Origin of the sequence: Thalassospira xiamenensis M-5 = DSM 17429 (assembly GCF_000300235.2) — a bacterium.
Lineage (GTDB): Bacteria > Pseudomonadota > Alphaproteobacteria > Rhodospirillales > Thalassospiraceae > Thalassospira > Thalassospira xiamenensis.
The window spans coordinates 1505819-1525551 of sequence record NZ_CP004388.1 but is presented as its reverse complement, the minus strand read 5'-3'; the positions used below and the strand labels follow the sequence as shown (position 1 = coordinate 1525551).

The 19733-nt window shown below is 57.0% G+C and carries 17 protein-coding genes and 1 other RNA gene; 13 read left to right on the top strand and 5 right to left on the bottom strand.

Features of this window, described 5'->3' with window-relative positions; translation table 11 throughout:
- Window positions 1-379: 379 nt before the first annotated feature.
- Window positions 380-2551 (top strand): methyl-accepting chemotaxis protein, encoded by a 2172-nt coding sequence (locus tag TH3_RS22320; protein WP_052268357.1) that lies wholly within the window; start codon window positions 380-382, stop codon window positions 2549-2551.
- A gap of 363 nt (window positions 2552-2914) precedes the next feature.
- Complete coding sequence (locus tag TH3_RS22315) at window positions 2915-5134, top strand: methyl-accepting chemotaxis protein (protein WP_052268356.1); 2220 nt, start codon at window positions 2915-2917, stop codon at window positions 5132-5134.
- Window positions 5135-5260: 126 nt separating this feature from the next.
- Here TH3_RS22315 and TH3_RS07155 read toward each other — a convergent pair whose 3' ends face one another.
- From TH3_RS07155 to TH3_RS07145, 4 genes are all read right to left on the bottom strand, one after another.
- On the bottom strand, window positions 5261-6076 hold the full coding sequence (locus TH3_RS07155) for a TIGR00282 family metallophosphoesterase (RefSeq protein WP_007092437.1): 816 nt from the start codon (window positions 6074-6076) through the stop codon (window positions 5261-5263).
- A 110-nt stretch (window positions 6077-6186) separates the two neighbouring features.
- A non-coding RNA gene (gene ssrS / locus TH3_RS22630) (6S RNA) lies at window positions 6187-6347 on the bottom strand.
- A 59-nt stretch (window positions 6348-6406) separates the two neighbouring features.
- Entirely contained in the window at window positions 6407-6748 is a 342-nt protein-coding gene (locus tag TH3_RS07150) for a cell division protein ZapA (RefSeq protein ID WP_007092438.1), read from the bottom strand.
- A gap of 5 nt (window positions 6749-6753) precedes the next feature.
- On the bottom strand, window positions 6754-7020 hold the full coding sequence (locus TH3_RS07145; RefSeq protein WP_007092439.1) for a DUF4164 family protein: 267 nt from the start codon (window positions 7018-7020) through the stop codon (window positions 6754-6756).
- A gap of 478 nt (window positions 7021-7498) precedes the next feature.
- Here TH3_RS07145 and tkt point away from each other — a divergent pair, with 478 nt between their 5' ends.
- The 9 genes from tkt (at window position 7499) to TH3_RS07100 (ending at window position 17342) form a co-directional block, all read left to right on the top strand.
- Window positions 7499-9481: a transketolase gene (tkt, locus tag TH3_RS07140; protein WP_007092440.1), complete on the top strand. Its 1983-nt coding sequence runs from the start codon at window positions 7499-7501 to the stop codon at window positions 9479-9481.
- A gap of 112 nt (window positions 9482-9593) precedes the next feature.
- Window positions 9594-10601, top strand: coding sequence for a type I glyceraldehyde-3-phosphate dehydrogenase (gene gap, locus TH3_RS07135; protein ID WP_007092441.1), 1008 nt, complete (start codon window positions 9594-9596; stop codon window positions 10599-10601).
- 90 nt (window positions 10602-10691) lie between these two features.
- Window positions 10692-11126: a hypothetical protein gene (locus tag TH3_RS07130; protein ID WP_007092442.1), complete on the top strand. Its 435-nt coding sequence runs from the start codon at window positions 10692-10694 to the stop codon at window positions 11124-11126.
- 50 nt (window positions 11127-11176) lie between these two features.
- The gene (gene thiE / locus TH3_RS07125; protein WP_007092443.1) at window positions 11177-11827 is read left to right on the top strand and encodes a thiamine phosphate synthase; all 651 of its coding nucleotides are present in this window, start codon (window positions 11177-11179) and stop codon (window positions 11825-11827) included.
- A gap of 195 nt (window positions 11828-12022) precedes the next feature.
- The gene (efp, locus tag TH3_RS07120) at window positions 12023-12589 is read left to right on the top strand and encodes an elongation factor P (protein WP_007092444.1); all 567 of its coding nucleotides are present in this window, start codon (window positions 12023-12025) and stop codon (window positions 12587-12589) included.
- 54 nt (window positions 12590-12643) lie between these two features.
- Entirely contained in the window at window positions 12644-13453 is an 810-nt protein-coding gene (locus TH3_RS07115; RefSeq protein ID WP_007092445.1) for an inositol monophosphatase family protein, read from the top strand.
- Between the two features lie 264 nt (window positions 13454-13717).
- Window positions 13718-14977: an OmpA family protein gene (locus TH3_RS07110; RefSeq protein ID WP_007092446.1), complete on the top strand. Its 1260-nt coding sequence runs from the start codon at window positions 13718-13720 to the stop codon at window positions 14975-14977.
- 12 nt (window positions 14978-14989) lie between these two features.
- Window positions 14990-16174 (top strand): hypothetical protein, encoded by a 1185-nt coding sequence (locus TH3_RS07105; RefSeq protein ID WP_007092447.1) that lies wholly within the window; start codon window positions 14990-14992, stop codon window positions 16172-16174.
- Between the two features lie 4 nt (window positions 16175-16178).
- Window positions 16179-17342: a peptidoglycan -binding protein gene (locus TH3_RS07100; RefSeq protein ID WP_007092448.1), complete on the top strand. Its 1164-nt coding sequence runs from the start codon at window positions 16179-16181 to the stop codon at window positions 17340-17342.
- Here the strand turns inward: TH3_RS07100 and TH3_RS23195 are convergent.
- Window positions 17329-17592 (bottom strand): hypothetical protein, encoded by a 264-nt coding sequence (locus tag TH3_RS23195; protein ID WP_007092449.1) that lies wholly within the window; start codon window positions 17590-17592, stop codon window positions 17329-17331. The genes TH3_RS07100 and TH3_RS23195 overlap by 14 nt on opposite strands.
- Window positions 17593-17952: 360 nt before the next feature.
- Between TH3_RS23195 and TH3_RS07090 the strand changes: the two genes are divergently transcribed.
- Together TH3_RS07090 and TH3_RS07085 are read left to right on the top strand one after the other, a co-directional pair.
- A complete protein-coding gene (locus tag TH3_RS07090; protein WP_007092450.1) occupies window positions 17953-18333 on the top strand; it encodes a hypothetical protein in 381 nt (126 codons plus the stop codon).
- 155 nt (window positions 18334-18488) lie between these two features.
- Entirely contained in the window at window positions 18489-19673 is a 1185-nt protein-coding gene (locus tag TH3_RS07085; protein WP_007092451.1) for a benzoate/H(+) symporter BenE family transporter, read from the top strand.
- Window positions 19674-19733 lie beyond the last annotated feature (60 nt).

Below are 19733 nucleotides of genomic sequence, written 5' to 3'. Positions count from 1 at the left end.
CGGACCGAACCGGACCGGACAAACTGACAGGCAGAAATTTCGACCGCTCCTATATCCTGTTTGCGCTTCAAGGTCCAGCTATCCGTCATCAGCCCGCATTCATCAACCGGCGCGCACCGAAACCGCGGGCGCATCACCTCCGATTTATACAACTTATGGATTTAACCGTGATTTTTCGTCGCAGAACGGCTTACGCCTTGCAGTTCTGTGAATAATATTTCAATAATGTCCCTTAATAAGAAAAAATAACTCTAAAGTATAACTCTTCGGGGGTTACGAACTGGGCGACGAAAAGAACAAAACACCCGTTGCCTGATCCAAGAAACCCGGACGGACACAGAAGCCGCTCGGGGAAAACAGCACAAGAAGGTAGGACAGAATGGGAATTAAGTTCGGGGTCCAAAGCAAACTTCTGATATCGTTTGCATTGGTCGGATTGATGGCGGTGGTTTCTGCCGTTGTGGGTGCCGTGTCTTTCAACAAGTTCGGCGAAGCTCTGACCACCATTACAGAAGAAAAACTGCCGCCGATCGCCGCGGCACAGCAACTGGCGACCGAAAGCGCGGAAATCGTCGCGATTGCGCCGCGCATCGTCGCATCCAATTCCACAGATGAAGAACTGGCCATCAAGGAAGAACTTGATTTCCGCCTGCTGGAACTGGTCAACAAGATCAACGAAATCGAATCAACCGGCTTCATGCCCGACGTGATTACCACGATCAATGACAACCGCATTCAGTTGCAGGACACCCTTGGTCAATTGCACACCGTCACCCAGGAACGTTTTGCCATTTCGACCGAAAAGGCCGAAAAACTAAGCGAGTTCCAGGACCTTGCAAAACGCTATGGCGATACGCTGAAACCGGTTCTGTCCTATACTCAGAATGACATCGCGCAGGGCAACGCCTATGCGCAGTCATTAAAGGACGACCCGTCCGCCAAATACACGGCAAGCACCGAAGAAGTCGTTGAAAACTTCATCAAGATGAACGAGGCCATCAGCGCACGTTCACCGGTTCTGGAAATCGAACGTCTTGGTTCGTCTGCTGCCAACATGATCATCGCGTCAACCACCGAAACGCAGGCCGTGCGTCTGTCGATCATTCCGGTGCGTATTCGCGGCACCTATGCCGATGCACTGGCCGCCCTTGATTCCATCGGGAACGAGCGCCTGAAGAACTTCTATGTCGAACTGATCGACAAGATGCAGAAGCTCTCGGTCGGGGATGACAGCCTGCCGGAGCTTCGCAAACGCGAACTTGCCGCCGCCGAAGAAAGCCAGCGTCTGGTCATCCAGAGCGGTGAATACGCCAACGCAATGCGCAGCGGCGTTTCCGAACTGGTCGCCGCCCTGAACTCCGAAGTCGATGACGCCGCCACACAGGCAAAAGTCGTCGAAAAACAGAGCCTGACGGCACTGGCCGTTGTCGCCATCGCCGCCATCCTGATCTCGCTGATCATTTATGTGGTCTATGTCCGTGGCAACCTTCTGCGTCGTCTGGCTGGTCTGCAAACCACCATGGTGACACTGGCCGATGGCAATCTCGATATCGAAGTCCCCGTCAAGGGTAATGACGAAATCACCGCCATGGGCCGCGCGGTCGAGGTGTTCAAGGACAACGCCCTTAAGGTGCGTGAACTTCAGGCCGAAGAAGAACGCCTGAACCGTGAACGCAACGAAGCACTCCGTGACGAGCTGCTTGGCCTTGCCGATACCCTGCAAAACGAAGTCGAAAGTGCGGTCGGTGAAATCGCCGCCCTCGCCGAACAGCTTCAGGGTGTGTCGGGCCAGATGAGCCAGAGCGCCGAACTGGTTTCCGGCCAGACCGAAGATGTCGCATCCTCGGCCCAGGAAGCCACCGGCAACGTCGAAACCGTTGCCGCAGCCACCGAACAGCTTTCGGCCTCAAACGCGGAAATCAACCGTCAGATGGCGGAATCGACCCGCATTTCCAACAATGCCGCCGACCGCGCACAGGAAACCAACCAGCTGGTGGTCAGCCTGTCGCAATCGGCAAACCGCATCGGCGAAGTCATCGCACTGATCACCGACATCGCCGAACAGACCAACCTGCTGGCCCTTAACGCCACCATCGAAGCGGCCCGTGCCGGCGATGCGGGCAAGGGCTTTGCGGTTGTCGCCGCCGAGGTCAAAAACCTCGCCAACCAGACCGAAAAGGCGACCGAAGAAATTGCCGGTCAGATTTCCGGCATCCAGAAGGCGACCGGGGAATCCGTTACCGCCATCGAGGATATCGGTCGCATCATCGAAAACATCAACGAGATTGCCACCACCATTTCGGCCGCGGTCGAGGAACAGGGTGCGGCAACCGACGAGATCACGCGTAATGTGCGCAGTGCGGCTGATCGCACCCGCACCGTTTCCGCCTCGATCAATGATGTGGCAAGTGAAACCGGCAAAACCGGCGAACTTTCCGGTCAGGTTCTGGCAACGGCACAGACCGCATCCGAAAAGGTCGAAAATCTGCGTTCGCGGATCAACGGCATCCTCGAGGATCTCCGTCAGCAGGCACGTGATCGCGCCTCCTGATCTGCCGAAATCTGCCAAACCTTCTTCTGTGCAAGGCCCGCCACCCGGCGGGCCTTTTCTATTGGTCAGAATGGCTACAAGCTTTTGTACAAAGGACTTATCCAGATGGACAGGGCTGCCACATTAGAGAAACATTTGGGTTATTCTGCACCGGCGCCTGTGCTATAGAAATTTTCAACATAAGAAAAACAAGAACTTCCGCCTTCAATTGTCGCGCATCCTTATCGTTCCTAACCGATATCGCGGGACTCCCCGAATGCGGAAACCACAGGAAGGTTTCATCCAGGAAAATCAAACAGACGCGTGTTACCGGCATGACAGATGCCGGTGCGCTGGTTATGCGTAATCGGGGTTAGGTGAGTAATGGGAAAGACTATCAAATCTGATGATCGCCAGAAGCCGGTCAACAAGACCACAAAAGGCTTCGGCGTTCAGGGGAAACTGGCGGCATCATTTGCACTTGTCGGCCTGATGGCCGTCGTGGCGGCCACCGTCGCCGTGATATCCTTCGACAAGTTCGGCTCCGAACTTGCGGACATCACGCATTCGAAACTGCCGCCGATGTTTTCGGCACAACAACTCGCGACCGACAGCGCAAAGATCGTGGCCATCGCGCCGCGGATCATCGCATCGAAAACCCCCGACGAAGAACAGGCTGTCAAAGCAGAACTTGATACGCTGCTGGCCGGGCTTGACGAAAATGTCGCGCAATTGCGCGAAACAAATCTTCAAGCCGAAATCCTCGATGGTATAGATACCAACAGTGCCAATCTGCGCGACGCGCTGGAAAATCTGCATGCAATGACCCTGAACCGGTTTGCCATCGCCGATGACATTGCCGGAAAACTGAACAAGTTTCAGCAGCTAAGCGGGCGTTACAGCAGCATGATCACCCCGCTCCTGTCTTTCACCCAGACAACCATTGCCGGGATCAATGCCTCAGTCGAAGATCTGCGCAAATCAGGCGATCCCCTGCCCTACGAAGATCAGGTCCGCACAACCAAACTGCTTTACGACCTCGACGATGCCGTTGCATCGCGCGGACCGGTTCTTGAACTCAGCCGGATGGGCAGCGACATCGTCAACACGATCCTGACATCAAGCTCGCTCGACGACCCGACCCGGCTTTCGGTCATCAGCGTGCAGGTCCGCGGCAGCTTCGCATCGCTGCAAAAATTGATCGAAGGTCTCGACAACGAAAAACTCAAAAAGTTCTACTCCAACATCGTCAGTGACATGCTTGAACTCTCTATTGGCGATGGCAGTCTTCCTGACTTGCGGATCAAGTATCTTGAAGCCGCCGCAACCCAGCAGCAGATCGTCGATCAAAGCACCCAATACGCCGCCGACATGGAAAACAGCGTCAAGGCACTGGTCGAAAGCCTGCAATCGGATGTCGACGCGGCCGCCGGATCGGCCCAGACCCTGAATGCGCAAAGCTCGCAGATCATGTATGGCGTTGCCGGTGCGGCCATCCTGATCTCGCTGATCATTTATGTGGTCTATGTGCGTGGCAACCTTCTGCGTCGTCTTGCCGGTCTGCAAACCACCATGGTGACATTGGCCGATGGCAATCTTGATATCGACGTCCCGGTCAAGGGCAATGACGAAATCACCGCCATGGGCCGCGCGGTCGAGGTGTTCAAGGACAACGCCCTTAAGGTGCGCGAACTTCAGGCCGAAGAAGAACGCCTGAACCGTGAACGCAACGAAGCACTCCGCGATGAACTGCTTGGCCTTGCCGATACCCTGCAGAACGAAGTCGAAAGTGCGGTCGGTGAAATTGCCGCCCTCGCCGAACAGCTTCAGGGTGTGTCGGGCCAAATGAGCCAGAGCGCCGAACTGGTTTCCGGCCAGACCGAAGATGTCGCTTCTTCGGCCCAGGAAGCCACCGGCAACGTCGAAACCGTTGCCGCCGCCACAGAACAGCTTTCGGCATCAAACGCGGAAATCAACCGTCAGATGGCGGAATCGACCCGCATTTCCAACAATGCCGCCGACCGCGCACAGGAAACCAACCAGCTGGTGGTCAGCCTGTCGCAATCGGCAAACCGCATCGGCGAGGTCATCGCACTGATCACCGACATCGCCGAACAGACCAACCTTCTGGCCCTTAACGCCACCATCGAAGCGGCCCGTGCCGGCGATGCGGGCAAGGGCTTTGCGGTTGTCGCCGCCGAGGTCAAAAACCTCGCCAACCAGACCGAAAAGGCGACCGAAGAAATTGCCGGTCAGATTTCCGGCATCCAGAAGGCGACCGGGGAATCCGTTACCGCCATCGAGGATATCGGTCGCATCATCGAAAACATCAACGAGATTGCCACCACCATTTCGGCCGCGGTCGAAGAACAGGGTTCGGCAACCGACGAGATCACGCGCAACGTGCGTAGTGCAGCCGACCGCACCCGCACCGTTTCCGCCTCGATCAATGATGTGGCAAGTGAAACAGGCAAAACCGGCCAACTGTCGGGCGAAGTTCTGACCACAGCACAGGATGCCTCACACAAGGTCGAAGCCCTGCGTGCGCGCATCAACGGCATCCTCGAAGACCTTCGCGAGCAGGCCCGCAGTCGCGCAGCCTGATTACAAACCACTGTCTTTTGTGCTGAAAGGCCCGTCATCCGGCGGGCCTTTCATTTTTTTTGTCGCTTTGGCATGATCGTCCCCGCCCATAAAGGCAGGGATTCAACATTTGAAAATGTTTGGATTTTACGCGCTGGGCCAGCTGCCCTTAAGCCGCCCGCCGATCCGGACCGGCTCGATCCGTTTGGCAAGGCCGGTGGCATCGTCGGTTTCGACATAAACACCACACACCGTTGCCGGTCCGTCTGCCGGTTCGAACCGGCCGGTCGGCATTTTGGTGATGAATTTGCGGACCGAATTTTCCTTTTTCATCCCGATCACGGAATCAAAATCGCCGCACATGCCGACATCGGTCTGATAGGCCGTTCCACCCGGCAATATCTGGGCATCCGCCGTCGGCACATGGGTGTGCGTCCCCAGAACAAGCGATGCCCGCCCGTCGCAATGATGGCCAAACGCCATCTTTTCCGACGTGGTTTCGGCATGGAAATCGATGATGATCGCATCAACATTCTTGCCAAGCCTGTGTTTGGCAAAAAGTTTGTTCGCGCCCTGGAACGGGCACGAAAGCGGGTCCATGAACAGCCGCCCCATCATGTTGACAACGCAAACTTTTTTGCCCGAACGGGTTTTGAAAACATAATCTCCCTTGCCCGGTGTCCCGTCGGGGAAGTTCCACGGGCGCAGCAGTTTTTCATCTTCATCGATATAGGCAATGATTTCGCGCTGATCCCAGACATGGTTGCCCGTCGTCAGGACATCCGCACCGGCATCATAAAATTCCTTGCAGATTTTCGCCGTCACACCAAAACCGTGCGCCGAATTTTCCACGTTCACCACCGCGATATCGACCGAAAGACGGTCCCGCAGCATCGGTAACGCTTCAAGTGCTGCAGTGCGACCGGATTGGCCAAGAACGTCGCCAAGATGGAGTAAACGCATTGTATTTCCCGTTTCGTCGCACGCCCGAAATGCGGACATGACTGTAACCGATGCCCCTGTCAGACGCACCGATTGATGCACAACATAGATAAATTGGGGATATGAATTAAGTGGGAGCCACCGCTGCCGTTGGCCATGTGGTAATTCCTCGTGACCTGCGTGTGCAGGTGGGCGCCGTATAACGAGACCACGGCCTCGACAGGGACAGCTCCCTAGAGAAATGAGCATCGGCCCCGGGAATTAGCGAACCTGACGAACAGGGCAGCCCCCGATTTGCCGCTGCGCCCGATCACCGCGAACGGCGCATCGAAAACAGTCAGCGTCCGGAACTTAGTCCTGCGAAAGCTTTTGCGCAATAGCTTCGATGCGAACAGCCATGCTTTCCATGTTTTCCGCAATCGCGTCACCTTCGGCCGCACTTACGCTGCCGGGTTCCGGTTCGACACTTGTCTGACCCTTGCGCAATTTTTCATGCATGTCGCCCAGCTCGTCGGCAATCAGAAGACTGGTCATCACCAAAAGGCGCTGTTCGCCAATCTGACCAACCGCTCCGGCAATCTCGCGAACCCGTTCATCGACATATTGCGCAAGGCTCATCAGGCGTTCTTCCTGACCATCGTCGCAGGCAACATCATAGCTGCGCCCGTTAATTCGTACTGAAACCTGTGCCATGAATTTTATGCCTGCCTTTGTTCGCGATCATCATCAAGGACCAGACGCAACTGCCCCACGGCACCGTCAAGACGGGCCGAGACGGTCTGGGTTGCTGTTGCGAGCTTGTCATAATCCTGACGCACGGCTGCCAGCTGGCTTTTCAGGGTTTCGACTTCACCGGCAGCATCGGATTGATTTCCGATATCCTTGGCCATACGCGACTCCACGGCAGCATCAAGACTGTCGATGGCCGCTTTAAGTCGGATACTCGCTTCTAGCAAACGCGACATATTCAATATCCAGCTTTGTTAAACTACCCGGTCGGCACAGGCAAAACCCGTACCCAATCGCAAGATTGGCCACCCTGCCAACCGACTTTGTCATGAAAAAGGCTGATTTGTTGCCGAACAAACCCGTGGCATCAAATATCTGCCCCACGGAATAATGCCCGGAAACCGTATGGAAAAGCCCGTCATGACATGCGCAACGTTACCCGCCCCGTTCACCGAACCGAAAGGATACAGGGAACGCCGGGCCAAACGGCAACATAGGGGGCAGGATCAGGACGCGTCAACATGCACCTTGGCAACCCGGCATGTTTGTCATTTTCGTTAACCACAATTAGGACAATTGGCGCAGTTTTTCGACAGAAGCGGTTGACGGATGCCCCCCGTACGGGCATGTTCCGCGCGAATTCCGTTAACATGGAATACATGTATCAAAAGTGTTTTCATCGCCCGACCGCGAAACCCCCAGGAACCGCATCCAATGACGACGCAAACAGAACACAACCGCATGGCCAATGCCATCCGCTTTCTTTCGGCCGACGCAGTCGAAAAAGCCAATTCCGGACATCCCGGCATGCCGATGGGCATGGCAGACGTCGCGACTGTTCTTTATACCAAATTCCTGAAATTTGATCCAAAGCACCCGCACTGGCCCGACCGCGACCGTTTCATCCTGTCCGCTGGTCACGGCTCAATGCTGCTTTATTCGCTTCTGCACCTTACGGGTTACGAAGATTTCGATCTGGATCAGATCAAGAATTTCCGTCAGATGGGTTCGCGTACTGCCGGTCACCCGGAATTCGGCCATGGTGCCGGTATCGAAACCACCACCGGCCCGCTGGGTCAGGGCATTGCGACCTCGGTTGGTTTCGCGCTTGGCGAACGCATCATGAATGCGCGCTTTGGCGATGATGTTGTCGATCACTTCACCTATGTGATTGCCGGTGACGGTTGCCTGATGGAAGGCATTTCCCAGGAAGCCATTTCGATGGCCGGTCACATGAAACTGTCGAAGCTGATCGTCCTGTTTGACGATAACGGCATTTCGATTGATGGCCCGACCTCGCTTTCGACGTCCGAAGATCACAAAAAACGTTTCGAAGCCGCTGGCTGGGACGTGCAGCAGATTGACGGCCACGATCCGGTCGCCATCGAAGCCGCGATTGCCAAGGCAAAAACCACCAATACCCCGTCGATGATCGCCTGCAAAACCGTTATCGGTTTTGGTGCCCCGACCAAGGGTGGCACCTCGGCAACGCATGGTTCGCCGCTTGGCGCGACCGAACTTGCCGGTGCGCGTGAAAAACTTGGCTGGACGTCTGAGCCGTTCGACATTCCCGCCGACATTCTCGACGCATGGCGCAATGCCGGTGCGCGTGGCAAGGCCGACTTCGATGCATGGGGTGCGCGTTTCGAAAATCTCGAAGCCTCCCTCAAGGACGAATTCGAACGCCGCGTCGAAGGCAAGCTTCCGGAAAACTGGATTGATGCGTTCAACGACTACAAAAAGCAGATCACCGCTGAACTGCCGAAAGTCGCAACCCGCAAATCGTCCCAGAACGTTCTTGAAGTTCTGACCAAGGCAATCCCGGAAATGATCGGCGGCTCTGCCGACCTGACCGGTTCGAACAACACCAAAACCGGCGTTCAGGCCCCGATCACCGCAGATGGCGGCTATCATGGCGGCTATATCTATTACGGTATCCGTGAACACGGCATGGCGGCGGCCATGAATGGTCTCGCGCTCCATGGTGGCGTTCTGCCTTATGGCGGTACCTTCCTGGTCTTCACCGACTATTGCCGCCCGGCAATCCGTCTGTCGGCCCTGATGAACCAGCGCGTTGTCTATGTCATGACCCATGATTCCATCGGTCTTGGCGAAGATGGCCCGACCCACCAGCCGGTCGAACATGTCGCGTCCCTGCGTGCAATGCCGAACGTGACCGTCATCCGTCCGGCCGATGCGGTTGAAACCGCCGAAGCATGGGCAATGGCGATCACCAACGAAACCGGTCCGACCGTCATGGCGCTGACCCGTCAGAACCTGCCGACCTTGCGCACCGAATACCGCGAAGACAACCTTGTCGCGCGCGGCGGCTACGTGATTTCCGATTGCGACGGTGATCGTCAGGTCACCCTGATCGCGACCGGCTCCGAAGTCGAAATTGCCGTGAACGCTCAGGCGAAACTCAAGGCCGACGGCATCAATGCCGCCGTCGTCTCCCTGCCAAGCTGGGAACTGTTCGACGCGCAGTCACCAGAATACCGCAAGGAAGTCCTTGGCGACAAACCGCGTATCGCCATCGAAGCCCTGTCGGTCTTCGGCTGGGAAAAATACGTTGGCGACAACGGCAAAGTCATTGGCATGCACGGCTTTGGTGCCTCGGCACCGGCCGAAGTCCTTTACGAGCATTTCGGCATCACCGCCGAGGCGCTGGTCAAGGCGGCCAAAGAACTCGTTTAATTCAAGGGGCCGGATCGGTAATATGCCGATCCGGCCTTTTTTCTATGGGGTTAAACCCCAAGCCGTGATTGATACTCCCCAGGTACCAATCATCATAATTTTGGAGGGATGAATGGCTATTCGCGTAGCGATTAATGGTTTTGGTCGTATTGGCCGTCTGGTTCTGCGTGCCATCGTTGAAAGCGGCCGTACCGATGTTGAAGTCGTGGCCATCAACGACCTGGGTGACGTCGCCACCAACGCACATCTTCTGAAATACGATTCCGTTCATGGCGTTCTTGCCAATGACGTCAAAGCCGAAGGCAACGACCTTGTCATCGACGGCAAGGCGATCAAGGTCTGCTCGGAACGCGACCCGGCGAACCTGCCGTGGGGCGCTCTGAATGTCGATATCGCATTCGAATGCACCGGCATCTTCCTTGACGAAGCGGGTGCAGGCAAACACCTGACCGCCGGTGCCAAACGCGTTCTGATTTCCGCCCCGGCAAAGGGTGACATCAAAACCGTCGTTTACGGTGTCAACAGCGACAGCCTGACCGCATCCGACATCATCGTTTCGAACGCGTCCTGCACCACCAACTGCCTGGCACCGGTTGCAGACGTTCTGAACAAGACCGTTGGCATCACCAAGGGCTTCATGACCACCGTTCACGCCTTCACCGGCGACCAGAACACCGTCGACAGCCTGCACAAGGATCTGCGCCGCGCCCGTGCCGCATCGCTTTCGATGATCCCGACCTCGACCGGTGCGGCCAAGGCCGTCGGTCTGGTTCTGCCGGAACTCAAAGGCAAGCTTGACGGCACCGCCATCCGTGTCCCGACCCCGAACGTTTCGATGGTTGACCTGACCTTCGTTGCCGGTCGCGACACCACGGCTGATGAAATCAATGCCGCGATCAAGGACGCCGCAAACGGCCCGCTCAAGGGCGTTCTTGGCGTTTGCGAAGCTCCGCTGGTCTCGATTGACTTCAACCACAACCCGAACAGCTCGACCTTTGACGTCACCCAGACCCAGGTTATCGGCGGCAACTTCGTCCGTATCCTGTCCTGGTACGACAACGAATGGGGCTTCTCGAACCGTATGTCCGATACCGCCGTTGCAATGGCAAAGTTCCTTTAATCGGAACTTGAAGGTATCTATCCGGATCAGGGCGGCCTTCGGGTCGCCCTTTCTGTTTGGCAAATCCCGACCCGGTGATATTTTGCCCCGATGAAAGACACCACAAACCTTTTCATTCGCATTCATGGCATGGCAGGCGGGCAATCGGCCTGCCGCGTTGCAGGGCGTGCGCGGATCAATCTGCTGTCGCCGGAAAATGCAGGGGCGTCGCTTGGTGCACAATGGTTTGCCACCCTGATCGCCAGATTACGAACCGACTTTCCCGATGCCCTCATCCACGGCATCCTTGATTGTCGCGGACGTCGCGCATCGGCCTTGGCCGCGATGGAGGCCGGAATTGATGCGGTCCTGCTTGATGACGATCTGCCCGATGACTTGAAAACCCGGCTTGAAAATCTCGGCTCGAAATCAGGATGCCAGATACGCACCACCCTGCCCGACCCGGACCGGATTTACGAAACCGGTGACGATCATCTGCCCGATGCGGAACTTGACCGTCGGCTTGCGGCGTTTTTGGCTGGGTGATTGCCAAAAGGGTGATGAAACGTTACATGATACGCAGTTTTTGATCAGGAATGACCATTGTGAACGCAGACGACCAAACCGGCCTTTATCTTCTGACACCCCCCAAAATCGATCTGGCCGTATTTCCGGACCGCCTGAAATCCGTGCTTGATACCGGTGCGATTGATTGTTTGCAGCTGCGTCTCAAAGACGTTTCCGATGATGAAATCCGCAAGGCAATTGATGCGATCCTGCCGCTGTGTGCGGACCGCGACATTCCCTTGATCCTCAATGACCGCCCTGATATTGCCAAAAAATCGGGCGCTGACGGTGTGCATGTCGGCGAAGAAGACGCCAGCTACGACGAAGCGCGTGCCATCATGGGCGAAGAACACATTGTCGGCGTGTCCTGCTATGACAGCCGCCATCGCGCCATGGAGCTTGGCGAAAAAGGGGCTGATTACGTGGCGTTTGGCGCGTTCTATCCGACCCAGACCAAAGAAGCCAAAACCAGCGTCACCCCCGAAATCATCGAAATCTGGACGACCTTTACCACGGTGCCCTGTGTCGCGATTGGCGGCATCACGGCCGATAACCTTGGCCCGATTGTCGAAGCCGGTGCCGATTTCATTGCCGTCACGGGCGGAGTCTGGAACCATCCGGACGGCGCCGAGGCCGGGGCGAAGGCAATAAAGGCCGCGATTGCCGCAGCTTCGGACTGAAATCCAGCCCGGTTTATCCCCTTTTTACCGCAGGGATTTGGCGCCAGCCATGCGCGAATGACGGTTTGCCATGCACGCAAACCCTGATCAATCTGCTTGCAGCAAATTCGCCAAACTGGTAGTTAAGCCCGACTTTAATGGGACGGGTGTCCCGCTTACATCGTGAATCTGTGATCTGAAAGAACGGTTGGTGCCATGAAAATCAACGGCAACGAAATCCGTCCGGGTAACCTTATCGAACATAAAGGTGCCCTGTGGCGTGCGGTAAAATGCCAGGCTGTGAAGCCGGGTAAAGGCGGTGCGTTTAACCAGGTTGAACTCAAAGACATTCGTACCGGCACCAAGCTGAACGAACGTTTCCGTGCGTCGGAAACCGTCGAACGTGTTCGTCTGGAACAGAATGAATATACCTATCTGTTTGCCGATGGTGACATGATCACCTTCATGGACAGCGAAACTTTCGAACAGATCACAGTCAATTCCGACCTGATCGGCGAGCCTGCTGTTTTCCTTAAGGACGGGATGGTTGTCACCATCGAATCCTTTGAAGGCGAACCGCTTGCCGTGACCCTGCCCGAACATGTTGTCTGCCAGATCGTCGAAGCCGACGCGGTTGTCAAAGGGCAGACCCAGTCTTCTTCCTTCAAGCCGGCCGTTCTTGATAATGGCGTTCGCATTCTCGTTCCGCCGCATATTGAATCGGGTACGCGCGTTGTCGTGAACACGACCGAATGCACCTATCTCGAACGTGCAAAAGACTAAGGACATTCGTCCTTGGGCCTTCCTTTTTTACTTTCAAACACCGGGAGATGAGCCGTGCGTGGCGCCGCCCGTCGTTCAGCTAATATCAATGTCATGTTCAAGGCCGTCGAAAAGGCGGCCTATGGACTTAAACGCGACTTCGGTGAAGTCGAAAACCTTCAGGTATCGATGAAGGGCCCGGCAGATTTCGTCTCTGCGGCCGATCACCGTGCCGAAAAACGTCTGCGCGAAGAACTTGAACGTTCCCGTCCGGGCTATGGTTTCCTTATGGAAGAAGGCGGCGAAATCAAGGGCTCCGATCCGGAGCACCGCTGGATCATCGATCCGCTTGATGGCACCACCAACTTCCTGCACGGCATTCCGCATTTTGCGATTTCCGTGGCCCTGCAAAAGGGTGACGAAATCATCGCTGGCATCATCTACGATGTCGCCAAGGATGAATTCTTCTGGGCCGAAAAAGGCGTTGGCGCCTATCTTGATAACCGTCGCCTGCGTGTTTCGGGCCGCCGTCGTCTGAACGAATGCGTTCTGGCATGTGGCGTTCCCCATATCGGGCATGGCGATCACGCCGCGTTTGAAAAGCAGCTGCATTCGGTCATGGATCGTTGTGCCGGTGTGCGCCGCATGGGTGCCGCATCGCTTGATCTGGCCTATGTCGCCGCCGGTCGCTTTGACGGTTACTGGGAATCTCATCTTAACGCGTGGGATATCGCCGCAGGCCTTCTGATGATCACCGAAGCAGGCGGCTATGTCCGCGATGCCAAAGGTGGCACCAACATGCTTGGCACCGGCAGCGTCGTTGCCGCCAACGACTATATCCAGCCCGTGCTGGCCAAGACGCTTAAAAAAGCCGTTACCGAATAAGTATCAGCTTTTATTACCGTTTTTTGAAAGGGCATCCCTGCTTTCGCACGGATGCCCTTTTTGCATTCACGTGCATGTGCCGGTCAAAGCGGTTGTTCATCATCAAGCTCTAAGCTATGGTACTTGCCGTCTGATCATGGATTTATCCGCGTGAGCAGACCGGGGTGGCACGCCAAACAAAACGATGTGCCAAAAGATCGACACAAAACTGTGCGTTATAAAAAAACGTGTTCAAACACAGGGTAACAAGGGGCCTGCGATTTGATGATGGGGTATTCCAAGATTTCGGTGCTGGCATTCATGGCCGCACTGGGCGGTAACGTGGTTGTCAGTGGCGGCGCATCCGCACAGCAATACACCCCCGTATCCGTTGACAGCAACGTACAGGTAAACTGGGATGTTGCCGACGGGTTTGGCGGACAACCGACCGTACCGAACTATCTTTCACCCTCGGTTCCGCGTGACCATATTTCGATTGCCGGCAGCGACCTGATCTATCCTGAAACCCGCCCGCATTCAGAATTCCTTGCCGCCGACCGCTTTGCGCAGGATACCGGTGGAGCAACCTATGGCGACGGATTTGAAACCGTTGTCATCGACGGTTCGGGCAGCAACGACGTTCCGACACAATCGCAGTTTTACGGCGTTCCCGGTGTCACCACCAGCCCGTCCTACGATGATGGCGCAAATCAGGTGATCGCCCTTAACCGGCCCGAACCCACCGCCGCACCGCGCGCCAAACCGGCCAGCCCGGCCGCCGCACAGGCAGCCAGCGGCAGCGCACCGGTCCCGCTAAGCAAACCGACCCCGGCCCCAAAACCGGCCCCCGCGCCAGCTGCGGAAATGGCCGAGGCCCCCAAGGCCGAACCGGCCCCGAAAGTCGAAACAAAACCGGCCGAGGTCGAACCACCCAAAGCCCCGCCGCTTCCGGCCGAGGACACCAAACAGGCACCACCGCCGCCCGCACCTGAGCCGGTTGTACCGAACAAATCAAACGTGCCAGACGCCCCAAGCCCGGCACCTGACACCACGACCTCGCCGCAGGAAATGCTGGAACAGCGTTCCGACAGCCAACCGTCGGCACCCGCTGCACCGGCACCGGTTGCAACCGCGCCGAGCACACCTGAACCTGCACCCGCACCGAAACCGGCCGCGGAAACTGCGGCTGTTCCGCCTGCGGCCAAGGACCCGGTTGCATCCGCACCATCTGGTGCCGGTGAATACAGCCTTGCCTTCGGTTCCGGCAGTTTCGAGCTGAACAACGCCGCCCGCGCCCAGCTTGACAGCATCGTCAAGAACATGGGCAGCGATGAAAACATGCGTATCCAGCTTCAGGCCTATGCCGAAGGTGATTCCAACAACGCCAGCAAGGCACGCCGTCTGTCGCTTTCGCGTGCCCTGCAGGTCCGTTCCTACCTGATCGACAAAGGTGTGCGGTCCACGCGCATCGATGTCCGTGCGCTGGGCGCCAATGTGCCGTCCGGTCCGGCTGATCGTGTCGATATCAAAACCGTTCAACGCTAGGATTGATCCGTCATGAGCAATAATTCGGCCAACGGCATGGCAACCCTTCCTGTCGTGACCAAACCGGGAAGCTACCTGACGCGGATGGGGATTTTCATCGCCATTATCGCCGCCGTCGGTGCCTTGCTGTTTCCGGCACTTTCCGATGCGTTCATGGCCAACGCCGTTCTGAACGGACTGATCCTTGGCGTGTTTGTTGTCGGTGTGATCTATACCTTCCGCATGGTTGCTGGCCTGTCGGCCGAAGTCACCTGGATCGAAGATTTCCGTCGCAACCGTCCGGGCCTGACATCGCAGGTTCCGCCAAAACTGCTGTTGCCAATGGCACGCATGATGGCCGAACAGCGCCGCGACCGTCCGCAACTTTCGACCATGGCGACCCGCACCATTCTGGACTCGATCCGTTCGCGTCTGGATGAAAGCCGCGAACTGTCGCGCTATGTTGTCGGCCTTCTGGTCTTCCTTGGCCTGCTTGGCACCTTCTGGGGCCTGCTTCAGACCGTCAACTCGGTTGCCAATGTCATCGGTGATGTCAATGTTGGTTCGGGCCAGAATATCGATCTGTGGTTCAACGAACTGAAACAGGGCCTTGCCGAGCCGCTTGGCGGCATGGGAACGGCGTTCTCGTCCTCGCTCTTCGGTCTGGCCGGTTCGCTCGCCCTTGGTCTGATCGACATGCAGGCCGGCCAAGCCCAGAACCGCTTCTTTAACGAACTTGAAGAATGGCTTTCGGGCTTTACCCGCCTGTCTTCGGGCGGTCCGGTTTCGGACGGGGAACAGTCGGTTCCGGCCTATCTTTCGGCCCTGATCGAACAGATGGCCGATAATATGGAAGGGTTGCAAAACTCGATCCAGCGGTCCGAAAGCTCACAGATCAAGTCACATAACACCCTGATCGATCTGGCCGACAAACTTTCGACCCTGACCGATCAGATGAAGGCCGAACAGCAGCTTATGGTCAAGCTGGCGGAAAACCAGATGCATCTGAAACCCGTGCTTGATCAGCTTTCCGATTCCATGAAAATCGGCAGCTTCGGCATCGATGACAACACACGCGCCCATATCCGTTCCCTCGATAACACCCTTGCCCGCGTTGGCGAGGAACTGACCATGGGCCGTCAGCAATCGACCCAGGAAATCAGAAGCGAGATCAAGCTTCTGGCCCGCACCATCGCCGCGATCGCCGAGGAGGGCTGATCGCATGACCGGGTTGTCACGCCGCCGAAATCGCGACGTCAACACCTGGCCTGGCTTTGTTGATGCCTTGGCCACCCTGTTGATGGTGATCATTTTCCTGCTGATGATTTTCGTCGTCGCCCAGGTCTATCTGGGTGCTGCCCTTTCGGGACGTGATCAGGCATTGAATGACCTGACCGCACAGGTGAACGAGCTAACCAATCTTTTGTCGCTCGAACGCACCAACAATCAGCGCATGGAACTCGAACTGACACAGCTCACGACCGAGCTTTCCAACACCAGCGACCAGCGCGACGATTTGCGCGACCGTGCCGCCGCCCTCGCAAGCCAGCTTTCCGCCGCCGAACTGTCCGCTGACGAGATGGAAAAGAAACTTCTGGCAGCGCTTGCCAATCTTGAGGAAAAAGAGGCCGAGCTCAGCACCGCACGCGAAAAAGCCGACGAACAGCTTGCCGATCAGGAAACCCGCATCGACGAACTTTCCGCCCTGCTGGCCTCGCGCGCGGCCGAACTCGAAGACGAGAAAAAGCTCAGCACCGAGGCACAGGCACAGGTCGCCGCCCTGAACCAGCAAATGCTGGCCCTGCGTCAGCAGCTTGCCCGCATCGAAGCCGCCCTCGAAGCGTCCGAGCGCGAGAACGAAGAAGCCCAGGCCCAGATCGTCAATCTCGGGCAGCGCCTGAATGCCGCCCTTGCCACCAAGGTCGCCGAATTGCAGCGTTATCGTTCGGAATTCTTTGGCCGCCTGCGCGAAGTTCTGGGCGACCGTCAGGATATCCGCGTGGTGGGTGACCGCTTTGTCTTCCAGTCCGAAGTCCTGTTCACATCCGGCTCCGCCGATCTGGGCGAAGACGGTCAGGAACAACTGGCAAAACTTGGCGATACCCTGAAAACCATTTCGGCCGAAATCCCCGACGATATCGATTGGGTCATGCGCGTTGATGGTCACACGGATAAAGTTCCGATCCGTAACCTGAAATTCGCGTCAAACTGGGAACTGTCGGCGGCGCGTGCCATTTCGGTGGTCAAATTCCTGATCGAACGCGGTGTGCCGCCAAACCGGTTGGTTGCTGCGGGCTTTGGCGAATATCAGCCGCTTGATAACCGCGACGACGAAATCGCCTATCGCCGCAACCGCCGTATCGAATTCAAGATTACCGAACGGTAAGACCGGCACCATAAAGATCACCAACGGCACCCCATGCGGGTGCCGTTTTTGTTTTGGCATCATTCCAACATATTGAAAAATTTGCGGAACCAATCGGCGCATCGGCACGTTGCTTAGACAGGGAGCCTTTCAGTAAAAGGAGGCCACAATGTCCATCCTCAGGACCCGAAACGAAACCGTTGGCGTTTTTCATGACCTTCCGGCCCTGCAAAAAACCGCAGAGGATCTGGAAGAAGCCGGTTTCAAACATTCCGACCTAAAGCGTTTTGTGTTTAATCTGCACCATTTTGCCGGAGAGAACCTTCTGTCCAACGAGGAAAGAGCCGCAGGACGTAGCCGGGGCTACGTTCTAGGGTCTTGACGCTGTGGGGCGGAAGGTTATCCCGGCCCAAAGGGTTTGTTTTTGGCGGCGTTTCGCGGCGTTACACCGTTTGACCGATGCGCCGCATCGCTCTGCACGCTGTGCCTTGCCAAACAGCACGCCAAAAACAAACATAATGGAGCAGATTAAACACAAAACGCTTTAAGCCTGCTTGCGACCGAACGCACCATCGAAGACAAACTCGGCCATATCTATCGCAAGGTCGAAGATATCGATAACGATCCCGACATGCCCCCGCTTGCCTATACCGCCCCCACCCCGATTGGCAATGCGGAGGGCGTCTTGGTCGGTGCCCCCATGTATGCCGCCGCCTTTGGTGCCGCAGGCGTCATGATCGCCGCGGGTGGCCCGATTGCACCAACCATTGCCGCCATCGTCGGTGCCGGTGGCATCGGTGCTGCGGCGGGCGGTGTGGTCGCCGCCATGATCGGCAAAAAATATTCCGGCGAATTGCAGGACGAGCTTGATGACAACGGGTTGTTGCTATGGGTTCAGACACCCGACGACACAACGGAAAACCGCGCCAAAGATATCCTTGCCCGCCATCAGGCCAAACTGATCGGCACCCACGAGGTGGCAAACCCGCACACCAAGCGCGATATGCTGTGACCACCTGCCCCGAATAACCGTCGACAAAAGAAGCCCCCGGCAAAGGCCTGTGGGGCTTTCTTTTTTTCTGGTCTGTATCGCACGATCCCACTAAATTCACCCGCTCTGCCACCGCATTTCCCATCCATCCGTTTTACCTGTTTGACGGAGCCACCATGCTGCGCGATATCTCGCCCCAAAATCTGTTCATGGGCATTCTTGCCGCCTTTGTCGGCTCGGCCAGTTCCTTTGCTGTCGTCCTTCAGGGGCTTGGTGCCGTTGGTGCAACGCCCGATCAGGCAGCATCGGGCCTGATGGCGCTATCGGTCGCGATGGGGCTGTGTTCGATCTATCTGTCACTGCGCACCCGCATGCCGATCAGCATCGCATGGTCCACCCCCGGTGCGGCATTGCTGGCAACATCGGGCGCGATTGACGGTGGTTTTGCCGTGGCCGTCGGGGCATTTATCATCTGCGCAGTTCTGATCATCATCTGCGGCATCTGGAAGCCGTTGGGCCGTGCGGTTGCCGCCATTCCCGCCCCGCTTGCCAATGCCATGCTGGCCGGTGTTTTGCTGGGCCTGTGTCTGGCACCGATCAAGGCGGTTGCGTTCAATCCGCTTCTGGGCCTGCCGATTGTCATTGCCTGGCTGGTGGTCGGGCGGATCAATCGCCTGTTTGCCGTGCCTGCCGCCTTGCTGGCCTTCATCATTGTCATGGTGGTCGGCGTGGACTTCCCCGAAAACACGCTTGGCAGTCTTGGCGGTGCCATCGTGCCGCCGGTCGAATTCGTCATACCGGAATTCACATTGGCCGGTCTGGTCGGCATTGCCCTGCCTTTGTTTATCGTCACCATGGCATCACAAAACATTCCCGGCACGGCAGTTTTGCGCGCCAATAACTACGATACCCCGCCCGGTCCGCTTTTTGCCACCACCGGCTTTTTCTCGTTGCTGGCCGCCCCCTTTGGCGGGCACGCCGTCAACCTTGCCGCGATCATCGCCGCCCTGTGTGCGGGCGAAGACGCCCATCCAGATCCGAAAAAACGGTATTGGGCGGCGGCCTTTGGCGGGGTGTTTTACATCCTGTTCGGATTGCTGGCCGGGCTTGTCACCGCCTTTGTCAGTCTCGCCCCCTCGATCCTGATCGAAGCGGTCGCAGGCCTCGCCCTGATCGGGGCATTTTCCGGGTCTGTGGTTGCCGCGTTCAAGGATGATGACGCCCGCGAAGCCGCCGCCGTAACCTTCCTTGTCACCGCCGCCGGTCTATCCTTTTTCGGGGTTGCCGGGGCGTTCTGGGGATTGCTGGCCGGTGGGCTGATCTATTTCCTGCCCCATCTGCGCAAAGATAAAGCCAGTTAAATACAAAAGGCCCTGCGGATAACCGGCAGGGCCTCAGACTGCTGACAAAGTCCTCGCCAT

What these genes read in the sequence shown, in the direction of transcription:
- TH3_RS22320 (WP_052268357.1), top strand. Translation starts at nt 380, where the DNA reads ATGGGAATTAAGTTCGGGGTCCAAAGCAAACTTCTGATATCGTTTGCA.
- TH3_RS22315 (WP_052268356.1), top strand. Translation starts at nt 2,915, where the DNA reads ATGGGAAAGACTATCAAATCTGATGATCGCCAGAAGCCGGTCAACAAG.
- TH3_RS07155 (WP_007092437.1), bottom strand. Translation starts at nt 6,076, where the DNA reads ATGCGTTTACTCCATCTTGGCGACGTTCTTGGCCAATCCGGTCGCACT.
- TH3_RS07150 (WP_007092438.1), bottom strand. Translation starts at nt 6,748, where the DNA reads ATGGCACAGGTTTCAGTACGAATTAACGGGCGCAGCTATGATGTTGCC.
- TH3_RS07145 (WP_007092439.1), bottom strand. Translation starts at nt 7,020, where the DNA reads ATGTCGCGTTTGCTAGAAGCGAGTATCCGACTTAAAGCGGCCATCGAC.
- tkt (WP_007092440.1), top strand. Translation starts at nt 7,499, where the DNA reads ATGACGACGCAAACAGAACACAACCGCATGGCCAATGCCATCCGCTTT.
- gap (WP_007092441.1), top strand. Translation starts at nt 9,594, where the DNA reads ATGGCTATTCGCGTAGCGATTAATGGTTTTGGTCGTATTGGCCGTCTG.
- TH3_RS07130 (WP_007092442.1), top strand. Translation starts at nt 10,692, where the DNA reads ATGAAAGACACCACAAACCTTTTCATTCGCATTCATGGCATGGCAGGC.
- thiE (WP_007092443.1), top strand. Translation starts at nt 11,177, where the DNA reads ATGACCATTGTGAACGCAGACGACCAAACCGGCCTTTATCTTCTGACA.
- efp (WP_007092444.1), top strand. Translation starts at nt 12,023, where the DNA reads ATGAAAATCAACGGCAACGAAATCCGTCCGGGTAACCTTATCGAACAT.
- TH3_RS07110 (WP_007092446.1), top strand. Translation starts at nt 13,718, where the DNA reads ATGATGGGGTATTCCAAGATTTCGGTGCTGGCATTCATGGCCGCACTG.
- TH3_RS07105 (WP_007092447.1), top strand. Translation starts at nt 14,990, where the DNA reads ATGAGCAATAATTCGGCCAACGGCATGGCAACCCTTCCTGTCGTGACC.
- TH3_RS07100 (WP_007092448.1), top strand. Translation starts at nt 16,179, where the DNA reads ATGACCGGGTTGTCACGCCGCCGAAATCGCGACGTCAACACCTGGCCT.
- TH3_RS23195 (WP_007092449.1), bottom strand. Translation starts at nt 17,592, where the DNA reads ATGTTTGAAACCGGCTTCTTCCAGATCCTCTGCGGTTTTTTGCAGGGC.
- TH3_RS07090 (WP_007092450.1), top strand. Translation starts at nt 17,953, where the DNA reads ATGCCCCCGCTTGCCTATACCGCCCCCACCCCGATTGGCAATGCGGAG.
- TH3_RS07085 (WP_007092451.1), top strand. Translation starts at nt 18,489, where the DNA reads ATGCTGCGCGATATCTCGCCCCAAAATCTGTTCATGGGCATTCTTGCC.